This window comes from Moorena sp. SIO1F2 (assembly GCF_010672755.1).
Taxonomy (GTDB): Bacteria; Cyanobacteriota; Cyanobacteriia; order Cyanobacteriales; family Coleofasciculaceae; genus Moorena.
This window is the reverse complement of sequence record NZ_JAAHFV010000020.1, coordinates 25473-44197: the sequence shown is the minus strand read 5'-3', so window position 1 is coordinate 44197 and position 18725 is coordinate 25473. Positions and strand designations below refer to the sequence as shown.

The 18725-nt window shown below is 43.6% G+C and carries 13 protein-coding genes; 4 read left to right on the top strand and 9 right to left on the bottom strand.

The features are described 5' to 3' along the window. Nucleotides 1-34: 34 nt before the first annotated feature. The 5 genes from F6J94_RS04495 to F6J94_RS04475 all read right to left on the bottom strand — a co-directional run bounded on the left by F6J94_RS04495 (nt 35) and on the right by F6J94_RS04475 (nt 5963). Nucleotides 35-718: a YggS family pyridoxal phosphate-dependent enzyme gene (locus F6J94_RS04495; protein ID WP_293037280.1), complete on the bottom strand. Its 684-nt coding sequence runs from the start codon at nt 716-718 to the stop codon at nt 35-37. A 32-nt stretch (nt 719-750) separates the two neighbouring features. Then, entirely contained in the window at nt 751-3147 is a 2397-nt protein-coding gene (locus F6J94_RS04490) for a CHASE2 domain-containing serine/threonine-protein kinase (protein WP_293037277.1), read from the bottom strand. An 852-nt stretch (nt 3148-3999) separates the two neighbouring features. Beyond that, nucleotides 4000-4137 (bottom strand): photosystem II reaction center protein K, encoded by a 138-nt coding sequence (locus tag F6J94_RS04485; RefSeq protein WP_008177837.1) that lies wholly within the window; start codon nt 4135-4137, stop codon nt 4000-4002. Between the two features lie 47 nt (nt 4138-4184). Then, the gene (gene tgt / locus F6J94_RS04480; protein WP_293037274.1) at nt 4185-5309 is read right to left on the bottom strand and encodes a tRNA guanosine(34) transglycosylase Tgt; all 1125 of its coding nucleotides are present in this window, start codon (nt 5307-5309) and stop codon (nt 4185-4187) included. 201 nt (nt 5310-5510) lie between these two features. Continuing rightward, nucleotides 5511-5963, bottom strand: coding sequence for a hypothetical protein (locus F6J94_RS04475; protein WP_293024356.1), 453 nt, complete (start codon nt 5961-5963; stop codon nt 5511-5513). Between the two features lie 614 nt (nt 5964-6577). On the opposite strand from F6J94_RS04475, the gene cobS reads away from it, so the two are divergent. Next, entirely contained in the window at nt 6578-7372 is a 795-nt protein-coding gene (cobS, locus tag F6J94_RS04470; protein ID WP_293037270.1) for an adenosylcobinamide-GDP ribazoletransferase, read from the top strand. Between the two features lie 73 nt (nt 7373-7445). On the opposite strand, the gene F6J94_RS04465 is transcribed toward cobS, so the two are convergent. Continuing rightward, complete coding sequence (locus tag F6J94_RS04465; protein WP_293024360.1) at nt 7446-7895, bottom strand: PPC domain-containing protein; 450 nt, start codon at nt 7893-7895, stop codon at nt 7446-7448. Nucleotides 7896-8321: 426 nt separating this feature from the next. Between F6J94_RS04465 and F6J94_RS04460 the strand changes: the two genes are divergently transcribed. Next, on the top strand, nt 8322-8771 hold the full coding sequence (locus tag F6J94_RS04460; protein ID WP_293037266.1) for a helix-turn-helix domain-containing protein: 450 nt from the start codon (nt 8322-8324) through the stop codon (nt 8769-8771). Here F6J94_RS04460 and F6J94_RS04455 read toward each other — a convergent pair. The 3 genes from F6J94_RS04455 to F6J94_RS04445 all read right to left on the bottom strand — a co-directional run bounded on the left by F6J94_RS04455 (nt 8712) and on the right by F6J94_RS04445 (nt 12304). Then, nucleotides 8712-11552 carry a family 10 glycosylhydrolase gene (locus F6J94_RS04455; protein WP_293037263.1) on the bottom strand — a complete coding sequence of 947 codons (2841 nt, stop codon included), beginning with the start codon at nt 11550-11552 and terminating at the stop codon, nt 8712-8714. The genes F6J94_RS04460 and F6J94_RS04455 overlap by 60 nt on opposite strands. A 232-nt stretch (nt 11553-11784) precedes the next feature. Further along, nucleotides 11785-12045 (bottom strand): BrnA antitoxin family protein, encoded by a 261-nt coding sequence (locus tag F6J94_RS04450; RefSeq protein WP_293024366.1) that lies wholly within the window; start codon nt 12043-12045, stop codon nt 11785-11787. Continuing rightward, nucleotides 12020-12304: a BrnT family toxin gene (locus F6J94_RS04445; protein ID WP_293037260.1), complete on the bottom strand. Its 285-nt coding sequence runs from the start codon at nt 12302-12304 to the stop codon at nt 12020-12022. The genes F6J94_RS04450 and F6J94_RS04445 overlap by 26 nt, the downstream gene beginning before the upstream one ends. 434 nt (nt 12305-12738) lie before the next feature. Here F6J94_RS04445 and F6J94_RS04440 point away from each other — a divergent pair, with 434 nt between their 5' ends. Further along, a complete protein-coding gene (locus F6J94_RS04440) occupies nt 12739-14793 on the top strand; it encodes an AAA-like domain-containing protein (protein ID WP_293037257.1) in 2055 nt (684 codons plus the stop codon). A gap of 187 nt (nt 14794-14980) precedes the next feature. Beyond that, entirely contained in the window at nt 14981-18670 is a 3690-nt protein-coding gene (locus F6J94_RS04435) for an AAA-like domain-containing protein (RefSeq protein WP_367142162.1), read from the top strand. The last annotated feature ends 55 nt before the right edge of the window (nt 18671-18725 follow it).

Here is an 18725-nt window from a genome sequence, read left to right as displayed (position 1 = left end):
CGCACCGTAAAATACCGTAAAAAATGCTCAAGAACTATTGACGTTTTCCGAAAATTTTGCTTCCTAGGCGAATCATCGTTGCCCCTGCTTTAATAGCTTGCAAATAATCTCCCGACATTCCCATTGACACTTCTTTTAAATTTAACTGAGTTGTTTGATTAAGCTGTTCCTTGAATTTAGCAACTTCTACAAATGCATCAAAAATTTCAGCTTCTGATAACCCCAAGGGAAGAATCGTCATTAACCCTTGAATATCTAAGGAATCGCAAGCTTGCAATTCTGGTAGCGTTTCTAATAACTGCTCAACAGACCAACCATATTTATTAGGATCGGGCAATATTTTAAGTTGTAAACAAACCTTAGGCCGTTTATCTAACTCATTCGCCCGCCGATTTAAACTCTGGGCTAACTTTAAATCATCAACGGAATGGATCCAGTCCATTGTTTGAACAGCAAGTTTGGCTTTATTCTTTTGTAAGTGACCGATAAAATGCCAGGAAATATCTTCTAAATCTTGTAACTGTTCCTGCTTAGCACAAGCCTCTTGCAAGCGATTTTCTCCAAAATCACGAATTCCAGCACCATAGGCTTCCCGCATTTTGTCTACAGATACGGTTTTGCTCACCGCAATTAAACGGACATTAGGCTTTAACTTTTGACGAATCTGCTGGATATTATGAGTAATAGGTGTAGTCATAGTGAAAGGTATTTTTTCCATAGTCTTCCCTATTCCCTTTTTCCTCCATACCTTTAACCACCAATCACTTTGGACAAATCTTGCAGGATTACCTCAGCTGACTGGTATCTGTCAGCGAAATGATAGCTTACCATCTTTTCTATAATTTGGGCAAATTCTTCAGGTACATCTGCCAGGTTGCGCCAGATCACTTCACCAGTTTCTGGGGAAATGGGCAAATGATAGGGACGAATTCCAGTTAATCCTTGAATCCCAATCATACCTAAAGCATAAATATCACTATTGAAACTGGGGTGTCCCGCTAATTGCTCTGGTGGGGCATAACCACGAGAGCCAATGGCAACCGTATCATTTTTTTCCTCACTTTGCTCTGGGCTTTTAATCTGTTTAACTGCTCCGAAGTCAATTAGTACCAGTTGACCATCAGTTTGACGACGGATAATATTGCCAGGTTTGATATCCCGGTGGATGACGCCGTATTTGTGGATAAAGACGAGAATTTCTAAAATATCTTTCAGTATATCTGCGACTTCCTTCACTCCAAGCCGTTTATCTACTGGTAATTCGTCACTAAGGGACTGACCGGGAATATATTCTTCCACTAAGTAAAATACTTGATCTTCTTCAAAATAAGCTAGTAGTCTAGGAATCTTTAAATGATTACCCAAGATTTCTAATATTTCTGCTTCAGTGCGGAATAGGCGTCTGGCAATTTTCAAGAATTGCGGATCGCTACGAGCTGGTTTCAATTGCTTGACCACACACTGGGGTGAACCAGGTCGCTGAGTATCTTCTGCTAGATGGATTAGACCAAACCCACCCGAACCAAGAACACGCTTAGTTTGGTAGCGTCTAGCTAGGAGGTTATGTTCGGGTCGGTACTCTACCGATGTGCCATCAGGGTCTGCACCTGCTGTTGGGTTCCAAATTGCTGTGGCATCTTCTTGAGATAAATCGGTTTGTGGTATCGGTATAGTTTTGGTGTTAGTGCTGGAGATGGTTTCGTTTTTTTCTTTCAACAACGCCTGTAACAAGGCTAAGTTCTGTTCCTGTTCTTGAGCTTTTGCTTCAATTTTGCGGCGCTCTTGCTCTGCTTTTATACTCTCCTGTTTAGCCTTGTAACCGGTGTAAGTCATTACACCAGTACCCGAAAGGATTAATGCCAACGCAGGTGCCACAACAGGTATCCATCCTGAGTTGAGTAATAGCAGGTAGGATGTTCCGAGCAAAATACCTAGAGCAATGCTCTCAGAGAGTACTAACTGTCGAGTGTTGCGGCTTACCCCAACTAACACGCCCCCTATTAGTGTCCAACCCCAAATCCACAAGCCTTCTGTCCACTCAGACCAAAACCAAAACTGTCCTCTTCCCTCTCCAAGTGCGCCACTGAGCAGTTGACTCACGATTTGACCATGTATCATGACTCCTTGCATATGCTTGCTTTCTTTTTGAGCAAAACTGTAGGGTGTTAAGAAGTCATCATCTTTGATACTAGGAGCATTCATACCGATTAGGACAATCCGGTCTTTGACCAAGTCTGGTTCAATCTCCTCATTCAGAACCTTAGTTAAGGTAACGGTATCGGCAAGGTGATCAGCAGAGCGGTAATTCAATAAAATTTGGTAGCCTCCCGTATCCCCCTTTTGGTAACCTCCAGCAGTAGGAGATATCTTTTTATAGACTGTTTTTCCTAGCTTGATCTGTTTTCGGGAGATGTTTTCGGGCTTGATTCCCCGCTGTTCCAAATAGCTTCGGGCTAACTGAAAGCCGAATGATAATCTGGTGGTGCAACCCACGATGCTGGTATTATCACTGGTATTGTCAAAAAATAATGGAGCCCGCCGGACGATTCCATCGGGATCTTCAAGTAGATTAACAAAGCCTACACGATGCTGAGAAATTTTTGGGGGGGCTGCAACACTGGATGCTTCTGATTGACCCCGATAGCAAATTGGAATTATGCGATCGCTACTTTGCAGTAGTTCAGAAAATTCGCCATGACCCGGTTCTACTGGACTGTCTCGAAAGATATCGACACCAATGACAGCGGGTTGATGTTGCTCCAGCTTCTGTAATACCTCATACATTACAGCATCTTTGATTGAAGACCCTCCTGGAGCTGTTGTGCCTTTTAAATCTGGCTCAGTCACCTCTACTACTAAGAGGCGGTCATCCGGTGGTAAAGCTGGTCGCAGCTCTATCATCCGGTCGAAAGCCTTTAACTCAAAAAACTGCAACATTCCTAGGTGCTTAGACCCTAGCATTAAACCAGTTACGGCCAAACTCCCTATCAATGCTGGATTTATCCCAACATATTCCCCCAAGCGTTTCAGCCGCGACCAAGCTTTCGTCGGTTTTGGGGGCGGGGGGGAGGGATTTTCCGCCTGGGGGCTAAGTTTTGAGTTGTTTGGTGACTCTTCTGTGGCCACTTTTACCAGCTGAGCACTCATATATAATCATTATCACTAGAAATAATCACCCTTGATGTTCACCCTTGATGATTCTATTAATCATACGATTAACAGTTTAATCACCCTGTAGAGTAGTGACTCATTCCTTGATTCTTAGCCCTGATCTAAGTCCGAAAGGTTGCTCTGATTATTTTCCCGATCGATTTAATCGATTGAGCAGAAGCAATGGAAGCGAAGTTGCTTACACTACCATTTTGCTTTTTTTTCCTTAGGAAGCAAGTCGTGATTATTCTGTCAAGCTATCAATCGGAGCATATTAAATTTGTCTTCAAGTTCGCCGTGGTCAACCACCCTTATCCCAATTGTTGATGCCCACCTGACTAATATCTTGGGTAATTCCACATTGACAGTTTTGACGGCAAAAATTTGCACTTAGCCTATACAAACAGCTTCCTGTATTTCAGCTCAACCATCAGTGGATAGTATTTATCCAAGATATCGGCAAGCTTCACTACTCACAGGATATCCTACCACCAACTTTTCGGTTTTTGATTGCTTTATCCACACTATTCGGTTCAATCCCTGGTTGATATTTCCTACAGGCGCACTACTAATCTACACCATCATCAACCCTGCCAACTGATCATCCCACCATGACCTAAGTGGTTCATAGGTAGGATGAATCGTAGGGCTTATTGATTACGTAGTCTTTATCAGAGACAAACGTTGGTCAGGTATTGAGGTTACTCACCCCCGGATTCATCCGTTGGGTTTGTACTACTCCCTTCTGACACAACTAGCGAGATTTTTGGGAGATATGTCTAAATTTGTCAATATTTATCCATAAAACCAACCCCTAGAGCCAAACAGGTTTTCTAGCGGGGCAGAAGTTTACCGGAAACCCACGGCGGCTTGCCAGACAAAGGCTAGCAGCAAGAAGAACACAGGGATGACTGGTAGAACGTCCACCACTGGACCAAAAATAGAGTAAGCTTCGGGTAATGTTCCTAACAGGAGTGCAGCTTCCATATCTTAAATCTTCCTTTCCAACACAGATTTAATAATTGACATGTATCTTAACATGAAGTGAACAGCCAATGAGCAAATTGTGTAGTGAATTGATCACTTAAGATGGCTGCCCTGATCGCTTGAGTAAACCGAATTAGCTCAGTCACATTGTGGTGAGAGAGTAACATATAGCCTAGAGATTCACGCGATCGCACTAAATGGTTCAGATAAGCACGACTGAAATTCTGACAGCAATAGCAAGGACAACTGGCATCTAAGGGGGAAAAATCTTCCCGAAACCGGGCATTTTTCAAGTTCCAGCGTTCCCCCTGCACTAAGGCAGTACCATGACGTCCCAGGCGAGTGGGAATAACGCAGTCAAACAAGTCTATCCCAGATGCGATCGCTAAAACCATTTCCCTGTAGGTACCGACCCCCATCAGATAACGAGGCTTATGCCATGGCAGTAATGGAGCAGTTGTCTGGACAATTTGGTGAATCAATTCAGGCGGTTCCCCTACACTGACACCACCAATGGCATAACCTGGTAAATCCAACTCGACCAAGGATTCGGCAGCTTTTTGACGCAAATCTAGGTACACCCCACCCTGAACTATACCAAACAAAGCTTGTTCATTGGGGCGATTGTGAGCAACAATACAGCGTTTGAGCCAGCGATAGGTTCGTTGAGTTGCTAATTCCACCTCAGTTCGCTCAGCTGGATAGGGGGGACACTCATCAAATGCCATGATCACATCTGCTCCCAAGGCATGCTGAATTTCCATACACCGTTCTGGGGTTATATCAATCATCCGCCCATCCCGAGGAGATCGAAACCTCACCCCCTCTTCAGTAATAGTACGGAGCTGGCTTAAGCTAAAGACCTGAAAGCCACCAGAATCAGTCAAGATTGGTCCGTTCCAACCCATAAATCGATGCAGCCCACCCGCTTGTTTAATGATGGCTTCTCCTGGTTGCAGATGGAGATGATAGGTATTAGCCAAAACCATTTGGGCCCCAGCTACCTCTAACTGGGCTGGTGTTAGAGTTTTTACCGTTGCTAGGGTGCCTACTGGCATAAACCTGGGAGTTTCCACCACACCATGGGGGGTCACAAACACCCCAGCTCTTGCTTTAGTGTGGCTACAGGAAGCCTGACATTGAAATGAAAAATTAATTTTCTGTTGATTCAAGTTGATCTAGGTCTTGAAATATCGTTAACTAGACGATAGCGTCTAATTCAGTTAACCCAGGTGAAACTCTTGCGTCTTTGATATTGTGTATTCGATGCATCCAACTTGAAGCAAGCCAATACTTATACCCTTGAATTTCATTTATCAACCTGTAACCTGTAACCTATAACCTATAACCTTCTAACCTTCTAACCTTCTAACCTAAAAAGGACAATCTCCATCATCATCAATTTGCACATCCCATTTCGCGCTTAGAACCTGTGTGACCATAGCTTCAAGGGCTTCCGCCTGAAGTTGCTCAACACACTCTTGTTGTAAGGGATTCAACAGGGGAATTAGCCGCAACTGACGATTTTCGCTAATTAGGTCAAAGTAAGCTTCTTGCTCTGGAGACTGACTCAGTTGTAAATAGTCAAAACTATGGACATTGATGTAAAGTGTCCGATTGGCAATCAGGGTAGAGCAATGGGGATCAGCAAATACTTCCTGAACTAACCCTTCCCCCTGGTTTTTTAGTTGACCATCGAGAGTGTGGATGTAACGGACGCAACCTAAATCACCAAGCAAGCGTTTCATATCTCGCTTGTTGATGATAATGCCAGTTTCAATGATGCAAGGAGCTGGGAGTTGGTGTCTAGATTGGTGGTGACTCATGGATAAAAGCCTATAATGCTTTTCAGGGCTGATATTGACATGCAACTGGTTAATTTAATTGATTGGCGAGGCAAACCTAAAGGTGAAACCAATTGATGAGAACACAGCTACGGCAACGGGTTAAAACCAACAATAAAGGTGTTAGGTGTTGGGTTAATGGTTATCGTACTTAATACCTAATCTAAGCATGCTTAATTGTTAATACAAGGGTATAAGCGTATAAGCGTGCCTAGTAAGCAGCAACAGATAATTCCAATAGATGCAGGGAATAATCGCGTGTTAGGTGTTTATCCTTAAATAGTTCATAGTCAACTAGTCAAATCTAGACAACTAGATTACTACTTTTTAAGGGTTTACCCTTATTGAGTAAACACCAACAGCTTATACCCCAAATGGGATAAACCCATTGCCAACTACTTTTCGACCAAGGAATGTTGATTGAGCCGTTTTGGTCGGCACGAACTAACTAGATTAGCAGCCCGTTGCTGTTGAGACCTAAGCCATAGGGTGAGGTAACTTGCTGCTTATAACAACAGCTTATGACACAATACTATCTCAATCTTTCGATGGTGCTCAAAGGAAAATTCAATAAATTTCAGTAACACCAGTTACCCATGAAGTATTTCACTGGACAACAATTTAGGCAATGGGGACGTCAACTTTTCCGTTATTTGAGGGGTGCTATAACTTTTTATACCAGCATACCTCTACCAGGTACCCAGGAGATGGAGTTTCGGGGGATTGCCCGTTGGGCACCGATCATCGGATTGCTGATTGGGGGAATACTGATAATATTAGACATCTTATTGCAACAGTTGGGGATGCCAGCACTTACTCGCTCTGTTGCAGTTGTGGTCAGCTGGCTTGCCCTGACTGGAGGATTACACTTAGATGGGGTGATAGACACAGCTGATGGTTTAGCAGTTCCAGATCCCCAGCGCCGTTTAGATGTAATGGCAGATAGTGCTACAGGAGCCTTTGGGGCAATGGCAGCCTGTACTCTATTACTGATCAAAACCGCTGCCCTAACTGATATCGGGGCTTATCGGTGGGCAGCTTTGATGGGAGCAGCTGCTTGGGGACGCTGGGGACAAGTAGTAGCGATCGCATTTTATCCCTATCTCAAACCCACCGGTAAAGGGGCATTTCACAAACCATGGATACGTATTCCCCAAGATATTCTCTTGGGATTATTCGTTGTCTTAAGTTTATCTCTAGTGCCAGTGTTGCTAGATCCCACAAATACTTGGTTATCCTTAACCATGGCCATCGGAGGATGTGCGATCGCTCTACTGACTGGCGGCTGGTTTCACCGCCAGCTGGGGGGACATACTGGAGACACTTACGGAGCAGTGGTGGAATGGACAGAAGCCCTGTTTCTGTGCTTACTGACCCTGATCCTTAACTAATTACTTTTACTAATTCTTTGTCAAAGACGACCTGTTAGTTTATCGAGTACTTACCGACTCGACCACTAACCCCCTAAATTGGTTTAAGTCTGGTTATCTTTAATCTGAACTTGCCACCGCCGGTTGAGCCAAAGGCACGCACCCTGATAATGTACTCATCTGTCTCAGTAATGCGAGCAAATAGCAAGGAGTTAGTACTGCCATCAGGTCCATCATCATTTTCCGCTACCATAGAACCGTCAGAAGCGATCACAGAGATCATCGTGTCAAAGTTGTCTGAGATCAGGTCAATGGCAACTTGGTCTCCCGCATCAAGAGTTACTACATAGTCTCGGGCAAAGCCACCATCCCCGATCGGAATATCTTTCTGAGTCAGGGTGTCAACAATTTCTTTGCTATGAGAAATCGGCTGCGGATTGTACAGGTTTTGTGCTCTGACTACCGGTGCAGTTACGCTCGTTGCCAACAACGTTGCTGCCACAGGCATAACCCAGCTAAACCAAGCAGCAAAAGCTTTACTCATTTAAATATATCTTTACGTTAGTAACATTTCTAACACTGTACCGTAACCCCCTTAAAAAAGGAGGGTCGTGTCGAGTATGGGTCTAAAACAGACCCAGGCTATCCCCTGACGATACAACTAGGTTACTTTACTACTGACGGGATGTCTCACCGCCAAATTTATGATATTTTCCGTACTTTACTCTAGTTATTTTAGCGAATGCGATCGCTATTGCCACCTCACTTCGACATCACCAACTTTATCCAAGAATTAAAACCTTCGAGTCAGGTCTCCTCTCTCCTCAAAAAAACCGCCAATTTCTGACATCAAACTGAGGGTATTTAACTCAATAGTTACTTCGGAAGAGATTTTTTTAACTAGACCTTGTCAATGATTAATTTATCCTATATAATAGTGATATAGGAAGAGTTAAAACAAAAGAGAAAAATGAACAAGTGTGTTTGTACTACCGAAGCAGCATCTCTCTTAGGTATTTCTTCTCGGCGATTGCGCCAACTTCTAGAGAAGGGTCGGGTTCGGGGTGCCTATAAAAGCGGGAAATTCTGGATTATTCCCTTGTTTAACAATCTCCCGCAAATCACCAAGGGCACTAGAGGACCAAAAGGGAAATGGCGCACTAATCGTGCTCCGGCTATAGCTAAGATCAATGTCAACCGCAATAACATTGGCTCGAATATCCACAAAAACCCCGAAGAACGGAAGCCAGTGATTTCCGTAAAACGCAGCGGCAACAATATATACGGCAACCAAGTAGAAATCCTTGGTCCGTGTCGGATTGTCTATAATCCCGATAACCCACTATCTTGTGGAGCTCGTCTATGGATCGAGACTTTCAGTGATGTCCACTTCATTGGTGGCAGCTTCCCTGCCAGCTAATGGTGGATTTTGGAGCGTCCGCTCACCATAGCGCAATAATCGTTGGATCGTTTCCAGACGGTTGTCCCATACCTGGACTTGATACGGTTGCTCAACCGATTGTCCAAACATCCACGTTTGAAAGCGAGTACGGAAGGATGACATGGACAATTGTGCTGATAGCAAGCTCATCATGGATGGCTTGTCCGCTAGTCGATTCAGCAACAGGGAAAGGGTATCGGCTTGTTGTCCCCACTCTGAAAGGTCTGGTTCCCCAATTACTATTTGATTATTTGCTAACATAAAACTCCATTCCTGTTGCAGAGCCTGATAACGTTCTGCTGCAGCTAGGAACGGTTGACGGTAAGGTACTTGTACTTCAGTGGTAGGCTCTTGTTGTCCTTGAGTGCGAGTCAAGATGCCCCTGAGATTATCATTGAGATTTTCTACTGCAAATAGGGCATAGCCAGGAGCTGGTAAATCTCGCAGCAGTTGAATTTGGTCAACAGCTACAATATCGGGCAAATTCAATAGGCGAATCCCTGGTAAAACTAAGGCTGAGCTTAGGGAGGATTTTTTTAGCCATGGTTGGGCTAATTTTTGTAACTCTTCCGTTTCCAACGCATAAGTCATCGGTACCATCAGGTCAATCTCACCCCGAGACGCCCAATCTTCCCAGTTTTGTTGGATTTTTTGCAATCGGTCTTCCCTAGGCATGGGAAATACAGCAGCAGAGATAATCAACTCGGGACGTTTCTGCCGCAGCATTTGTGACACTGACTTGACTAAAGTGTCGATTTGCTCTATACGAAAATCTGTCCACTGTCGCCATAAGTTCTGATTCTTTGGGTCAATCTCAATGGGGTCAACACCGGTCAATTCCTGGAACTGTTCACGGGCGGCCTTACCATAGCCAAAGGTATGACCAGCTTTGGGGTCTTGAAACGGGTAGCGAATATAGTCGAGCTGAATCCCATCCACTTCATAGTTGCTGGCTATCTCTTCCAATAGCTTGGTTAGATAATCCCGCACTTCCGGATTAGCGGGGTCAAGAAATGCCTTTCTAGTTCTCTTGTGAAACACACGTTTTTCGTTATCCAAGATTGCCCAGTCTGGATTCTTCGATAGCACTGGTCCGAGATAGTCTGCTGGTTGATCCAAAACCGCATTGTGACGCTGGTTAGCTGCAGCAAACATCCAAACCCAAGCGTGCAATTCCATCCCTCGCTCATGGGCTAACTTCACTGCCGCTTTTAGAGGATCCCATCCCTCAACCAGGGGATTTTGCTCTGGTGCGATCGCACTCGGGTAAATCGTATAACTAGCGTTAACCGTTTCAAAAAAGATGGTGTGAAAACCAGCTGTAGCCAATTTGTCAAAAATCTTAGCTAAATCTTTTTCAGACTTGGCTTTAACAATAGTACCCCGGTCTAGCCAAATGGCTCGAATCTCTGACTGGGCTAGTTTACGATCAGTTGGGTAGTTTTCCCACAGAGTATTTCGTGCTGTCATCCACAGCTGACTTGCCTTTTGATACTCTCTGCGAGCCACTGCTCGACGGAAGTTTTCCAAACCCACTCTGGCCTGATTCAATGCCTCAATAGCTGAGTCAGTAGCTGAGTTAGTTTCATTCGTTTTACCCTCAGAGGTTTCCTCGGAAGTTTCCGACACTTGCTTAGCACCAGCAGTGACAAATTGTTCGATAGCAGCACCTGTAGATAAATTCAGATTACTGTTAGCTGCATCGGCTCTTAGCAAAGCACTTTCAAACCGACCAATCAGATTTTCTAACTCCATCTCCATTGCAGTAGCTTGCTTTAGGGTTAGAATTCGTCTTCTATATCGTGGTGGTGGGGCTTTTGCTGGCTTGGGTGACGGAGCTAATCGGGAATTAGTAGGCTTGGCTGAAGCATCTGTGTTATTGCCAGACTCTGCATCTTCTGTTTCCACCTGTTTCTGGGCAATAGTGGTGTCGATATCCCGACAATGTTGTGGAGAGTGATCAGAGGATTCAGACGATGTAGATGAATTAGTGATGAGTTGGACATCAGTGAGATTGACATCAGTGACTTGGACATCATAGCGACCAAGAGCCGCTCGTAACCAAGCACTATCGACCTCCGCCGGAGCTACCCGATCGATACCCCAGCGCCAACCAAAAAACGTAGCATTATTAGAGGTTACTACAGCAGGGGGCTTGTCAACCTGACTCCAGACTGCAACAGTAGTGGAATTAAGATCAGCAGGAATAAGAGTGCCCCCCTGGATGATACCTGTAATTCCAGTATCCTGCACCCATGTTTGGTTACTGTCTGGGGAAGGATGGAGGATAGAGGGTTGGGTCATCGCAAACCCCCAATAGGCACCCAAAAGCTCACGCAATTGTTTGCGGATGTCAGGTTTGGAAAGTAACCCAGTAGGACCGCTAACAATAACTTTTCCTCCTTGTGCGATCCATTCCTGTAACGCTTGGAATTGTTTGGGGTGGAGGAACTCGACATTGGGCAAAAATAGCAAGTTAGTGTTCTCGAAGTCAGAGGCTTTCTTAACGTCAGTCAAGTCAACAATACAGTAGTTAACTCCAATTGAATGTAAGCGTTCGGTAATGCCAGACCAATGCCCTTGATTATCTCGACTTTTAACTACTCCCAGTTGCACCGTTTCAGCTCTAGCAGCTGGTAACCATGGTAGACAATTGAGCAAAAGCCCGATCAAGGTACTAACTACAATAGTCTTGGGCTCGATAGGATTAGATTTGACTCTGGTTAAATCTCCGATCAAGGGGGTTAGCTGCTTGGACAAAGAGCACTGCCAATTGGAACTACTATCGCTACTCCTGAACACCGTTCACTCCTTAAAATTAGTTATCAAAATCTTAACCTCTGTTGGTAATTAACAAGGTTAGCGAGAAGTGGGGATTTAGATCACACAGATAGTGGCAGGTATTGGTTCAATTGTAGTTTATGACTGGTATATCCCATACGGGATATCATCTCAGCTAATTCTAGCCGAGATGAAGGGAATAGTTTTACCATCAATGATTACTTTTCTTTAGTTGATGATTCACATAACTACGAAGAACGTTATTAATTGATGATTGATAGCCTTTTCCTTGACTTTTAAACCAGTCTATGATGTCACTATCTAAGCGAATAGAAATCGCTTTTTTAGTAATTGGTTTAACCATTTTGGCATTTTCCCAAAAATGATCGTCTAACTCAGGTATATCTGAAGTATCAATTTCAGAGTCAGGAATATTTTTGATTTCTTCAAGTCGTTTGGGCGAGATACTCATAATACTTTCTCTTTTCCTTAGGGGTAGCTTTTCGAGCAGAAATTAATCGAATTTTACTGTTTCTTTCGGTGTGGGCTACGGTGACAATGACAACGCCTTGTATGGCACCGATGCTGATTTCTCTGATTTCATCATAATCGTATCGTTCATCAATTGAAGTAAAAACGATTCCAAAGAAGATTTCCTTTGCTTCTTCAAAGCTGATGCCATGTTTTCGCTGATTTTGTCGGTTTTTGTTTTCGTCCCATTCAAATTCCATTAAATTGTATATACTTTTTGTATATACAATAACTTTAACATAAAATTTAGTTTTTTTCTATCCTACTTTCCGGGAAATGGTATATGGACGCGATCGCATTCTAGGGTAAGCGCAAGAAAACATTGCCCATAGTCTGCATTGGCTAGATATGCTGATTGCTGATTGCTGATTGCTTACCTAGGGAGTAGGAGTATGAAGTAAGGTGAAGAAAATTGGATGGCTCTGATAATTATTAAAAACGCTAGAATTACTGATAAGGAAATATATAGCGTTTGTGTTTGAGATGTAAATCTTTATGGTTTTTTTTCTTGGAAAATAAAACTCCGAATCTCTTTCCCCTTTTGCCTCTTTCAGCAATTCCTGTGTTTACAACCCAGATCCAAACGCTATAAACCCTACCGAAATTAATATCCTGGATAGGTTGGGTATCTCCCATGAAAACTAATAAGCATCGGTCAGTGTGTGGGAAATTAAAGCAGCAGTTAAATAACAGAGTTAAACGCTGGTTTAATTCCCCTAAAAATGGTCATAGCAGCACCACACAACCAATAGCTGTTAATGTGGCAGAGCCTTATGCTCCCTACAAACCTCCCTCAACTACTCAGCCACCTAACCACAGCAACGGCGTAGGTAATAATACCTGGCTCCCTGGTTATCGGCTACAAAACGGTAAGTACACTATCGAAAAAAAACTAGGAGAAGGTGGGCTGGGTATTACCTATTTAGCCCGAAATAATAAAACAGGCGATCGCATTGTTATTAAAACTATCCTTAATCATGTACTACGCCAAGATAATTTATTAGAATATTGGAAAATTTTTGCCAACGAAGCGGTAAAGTTAGCCCAATGTAGCTGTGGCAATCCTCATCTAGTCAGCTTATGTGAAGAAATCATCCGAGAAGGTGAATTGCCCTGCCTAATCATGGAATACATCGAGGGGGAAACCTTGTCGGCTCTGGTGAAACGGCAGGGTGTGCTTTCGGAAGAGAAAGCCTTGCTTTACATCCAGCAAATTGGTAGCGCCCTCTGGGACATTCATCAGCAAGGGTTGCTCCATCGGGATGTTAAACCCAATAACATCATGGTGCGGAACGATGGTACTGGTGCGGTGTTGATTGATTTGGGTATTGCTACTAAGTTTGTCCCTGGGGTTACCCAAACTCATCTGTGTGGGCGGACTCCAGGCTATGCTCCTCTGGAACAATATGAGTGGCGGTCCCAACAGGGTCCCTACACTGATGTTTATGCTTTGGCCGCTACCTTGTATGTGCTCTTAACTGGAAAGAAACCAGTATCAGCTGAGGATAGGGCTGAGGGAGCTGTATTACCACCACCAAAGGATTTTAATCCCAAAATTAGCGATCGCATAAATCAAGCCATTCTCCATGGTATGAATTTGGTGGCAAGGGATCGCCCTCAGTCTATACCAGAATTTTTCAACTTACTGGGTATTGAATTACCAAATAATAGTAGCACAAATACCACCAATAATCAAAAACAGACAACTGCTCAAGTTGGAGAATTTTATATACAACGTCCTCAAGATGCTGAGTGTTATCAAAAGATTGTACAACCAGGGGCACTAATTCGGATTAAAGCACCGAAGCTGATGGGTAAAACCTTACTCAGTCATCGGATTCTTGATTATGCTAAATCTAGGGATTATCGCACGGTTTATTTGAATCTGAATGAGTTTCCTTGCCATGACTTGGATATATTTTTACAGTCTTTTTGTGTGCGGGTTACTCAAAAATTGAAATTACCTAATGAGTTGCAAAATTATTGGGAGGATAGTTTTTTTACCAGTGAAGTCAAGTGTAGCACCTACTTTGAAGAGTATTTGTTGGTTTCTTCAGAGAGTCCTTTGGTTTTATGTCTCGATAACCTAGAGCGAGTTTTTCCTCATCAACACGTTGCTGAAGGGTTTCTTACTTTGCTGCGGAGTTGGCATGAAAATGGCCAGTTTTATGAGAGTTGGAAAAGACTGCGGTTGATAGTGGTTTATGCTACGGAAGTTTATATTGAATTGGCTATCAATAAGTCGCCTTTTAATGTAGGATATCCTATAGATTTAACTGATTTTACTTTGAATCAGGTTCAGGATTTGGCGAAATTTTATGGCTTCAATTTATCAGTTAATTTACTACATGAATTAATGAGTATGGTAGGAGGACATCCTTATTTATTACAGTTAGCTTTCTCTACTCTTAGCAAAAATCCCAACATCACCATCGAGCATCTTTTAGAAACAGCCCCGACAGAATCAGGGATTTATCGCCATCATTTGCGAGAGCTTTTAAATAATCTCATGCTCCATCCCAATTTACTAAACGCTTTCAAAAAATTACTGACAACTACTCAAGCAGTGCGCCTGGATTATAAAGAAACCTATCTGTTAGAAAGTCTGGGATTAGTCAGAGCAATCGGTAATGATTGTATTCCCAGATATAATTTGTATCGTGAGTATTTTAGTAACAGACTTTTATAGTTGCGTAGGGTGCGTTAGGGACGGGCTTACCCTGATTTTCAGGCTCAAATCCCGGGTTGCGATCGTCCGTCCCGTAACGCACCAAGGGACGGGCTATGCCAACAGTGGCTATCGATAAAATCAGGGCTTGCCCAAAGGTGGTGCGTTACGGGGCGGGCTATCCCAACACTGGCCCTCGGTGTTGAACATGATGGCAAGCCCGCCCCTAACGCACCCTACGCAACTCCCCACACTCCCCAAACTCCCCACACTCCCTACTCCCTATTCCCTACTCCCTACTCCCTACTCCCTACTCCCTACTCCCTTTCCAATCATGAAAAACCAACCAACAATCTATCAAGTTGGGGGAAGTTTACCTAACAATGCTGCTACTTATGCAGTCAGAAAAGCTGATACGGAAATTTTTGATGCTTTGATGGCTGGGGAATTTTGTTATGTGCTCAACTCGCGACAGATGGGTAAATCTAGTTTGCGGGTAAAAACGATGCAAAGACTAATAGATAGGGGAGTAGCTTGTGCTTCTGTTGATGTTACCCAAATTGGCAATTACGTAACGTCAGAGCAATGGTATGCTAGCTTAATTAAGAGTTTGGTAAATAGTTTTAAGCTATCAGATAAATTCAAGGTTTTACCTTGGTTACGAGAGCGTCAGCAACTCTCGCCAGTCATGTGGTTGGGTGAGTTTATTGAAGAGGTGCTGTTGTCAGAGATTCCAGACAATATTGTTATCTTTCTGGATGAAATTGATAGTATTATTAAGGTAGAGTTTAAAGATGATTTCTTTGCCTTTATTCGCAGTTGTTATAACCAAAGAGCCGAAAAACCAGTCTACAATCGGCTGAGTTTTTGTTTGCTGGGAGTAGCAACTCCAGCGGATTTGATTCAGGATAAACAGCGCACTCCCTTTAATATTGGTCGGGATATTGAACTGACTGGCTTTACCTTTGAAGAAGCGAAAACACCACTGCTCCCTGGTTTGGTAGGTAAAGTGGATAATCCGGAACAGGTGTTAGCTGAGATATTGACCTGGACGGGGGGACAACCGTTTCTGACCCAGAAGTTGTGTAAGTTAATGGTGGAGCATTCTCAAGCTTCCCCCTTACAGCCGTGTTCAGATGAATTAACCTCACTACCAACAGCTGCAAGCCCCCTAAATCCCCCAATTCTGGGGGACTTTAACTCCAGTTCCCCCCAAAATTGGGGGGTTAGGGGGGCGAGATACTTTAACTCAATTTCAGTTGAACAGGTCGCCCGTACCCAGATTATTGAGAATTGGGTATCTCAGGATAAGCCAGAGCACTTGAAGACTATACGCGATCGCATTCTCAGAAATGAGCAACGGGCGAGTAGGCTGTTGGGATTGTATCAGCAGGTATTAGATCAGGGTAGTCTTGCCGCTGATGGCAGTGAAGAACAGACTGAATTAAAGCTATCGGGGTTGGTAGTGGAACGCAATGGCTATTTGAGCGTTAACAACCGGATTTATGGCAGTGTTTTCGATCGCGATTGGGTTAAGCAAGAATTAGCGAGACTGCGTCCCTATTCTGAAGCCTTTACCGCTTGGGTTGAGTCTGGGTGTAAAGATGAATCCCGTTTGTTGCGTGGGGTGGCGTTAGAGAATGCTCAAGCTTGGGCTAGGGGTAAAAGTTTGAGCGATTTGGATTATCAGTTTTTGTCAGCTGCTCAGGAATTAGACCGACAGGTATTAGTAGAAGAAAGGCGGATCTTAACTGAAGCAAAAGAAAAAGCGAAGTGGATCATAAGTATAGGTGGTACTGTACTGGGTTTGTCCTTAATTGTGGCTGTAGTGACTGGGATCAAAGCTAGAGATAATTTTAAACAATCACAGGAAGCTCAAACAGGTACCCGACTAGAACAACAAGGGGTTAGTATTTTACGACGCTTAGGAGGGGATAATGTTTACTATGGCGAGCGAGAGCTTTTATACTCAGCCATGGAGACTGGGCAACAACTATATAATATCGTGAAAGATGGTCGCCCCCTGGATAACTATCCTGCTATTAGTCCTCTGTATGCTCTACAGCAGAGTCTTAGTAAATTCAAAGAAAAGAGAAGATTTCGAGGACATGAATCCTTGGTATCAAGTGTAAGTTTTAGCCCCGATGGTAAGATGCTTGCTACTGCATCATTTGACCAAACTGTCAGACTCTGGGATTTACAGGGAAATCAATTAGCTCTGTTGAAAGGACATGAATCCTCGGTAAGAAGTGTAAGTTTTAGCCGAGATGGTAAGAGGCTTGCTACTGGATCCGACCTTACTGTGATACTTTGGGATTTAGAAGGAAATCAATTAGCTCTGTTGAGAGGACATCCATCCTCGCTATTAAGTGTAAGTTTTAGCCCCGATGGTAAAAGGCTGGCTACGGCATTATCGGACAAAACTGTCAGACTCTGGGATTTACAGGGAAAGCAATTAGCTCTGTTGAGAGGACATCAAAAGTTGGTAAGAAGTGTAAGTTTTAGCCTTGATGGTAAAACCCTGGCTACGGCATCAGACGACGCAACTGTCAGACTCTGGGATTTACAGGGAAAGCAATTAGCTCTGTTGAGAGGACATCAATTCCGGGTAAATAGTGTAAGTTTTAGCCGAGATGGTAAGATGCTGGCTACGGCATCATACGACAAAACGGTCAGACTCTGGGATTTACAGGGAAAGCAATTAGCTCTGTTGAGAGGACATCAATCCTCTGTATCAAGTGTAAGTTTTAGCCGAGATGGTAAGATGCTCGCTTCTGCATCAAAGGACAAAACTGTTAGACTCTGGGATTTACAGGGCAATCAATTAGCTCTGTTGAGAGGACATCAATCCGAGGTAAATAGTGTAAGCTTTAGCCTTGATGGTAAAACCCTGGCTACGGCATCAGACGACAAAACGGTCAGACTCTGGGATTTACAGGGCAATCAATTAGCTCTATTTCAAGGACATCAATCCTCGCTATCAAGTGTAAGCTTTAGCCCCGATGGTAAGATGCTTGCTAGTGCATCATCGGACAAAACGGTCAGACTCTGGGATTTACAGGGCAATCCATTAGCTCTGTTGAAAGGACATCAATCCGAGGTAAATAGTGTAAGCTTTAGCCCCGATGGTAAGATGCTTGCTAGTGCATCATCGGACAAAACGGTCAGACTCTGGGATTTACAGGGCAATCCATTAGCTCTGTTGAAAGGACATCAAGAGTTGGTATTTAGTATAAGTTTTAGCCGAGATGGTAAGATGCTTGCTACTGCATTATCCGACAATACGGTCAGACTCTGGGATTTAGAAGGAAATCAATTAGCACTGTTGAAAGGACATCTTGACTGGGTAGAAAGTGTAAGGTTTAGCCCCGATGGTCAGAGGCTGGCTACGGCATCATGGGACAATACGGTCAGACTTTGGGATTTAGAAGGAAATCAATTAGCACTGTTGAAAGGACATCTTGACTGGGTAGAAAGTGTAAGGTTTAGCCCCGATGGTCAGAGGCTGGCTACGGCATCAAGGGACAAAACTGTCAGACTCTGGGATTTAGAAGGAAATCAATTAGCACTGTTGAAAGGACATCTTGAGTCGGTAAATAGTGTAAGTTTTAGTACCGATGGTAAGATGCTTGCTAGTGCATCATCGGACAAAACGGTCAGACTCTGGGATTTACAGGGAAATCCATTAGATGTGTTGAAAGGACATCAAGACTCGGTAAATAGTGTAAGTTTTAGTCCCGATGGTAAAATGCTGGCTACGGCATCAGCCGACAAAACTGTCAGACTCTGGGCTGTTGAAGATTTAGGTGAGATGCTGGCTAGGGGATGTAAGTTGCTTGAAGATTACTTTGTGGATCATCCTGAATCCTTAGATAGCTTAAAGAAATGCCAAGATTAAGATGGCAAAATAGCTGCAGCTTCTGGTTTTGTTAAACAAGGTGAGGAGTTAGCGA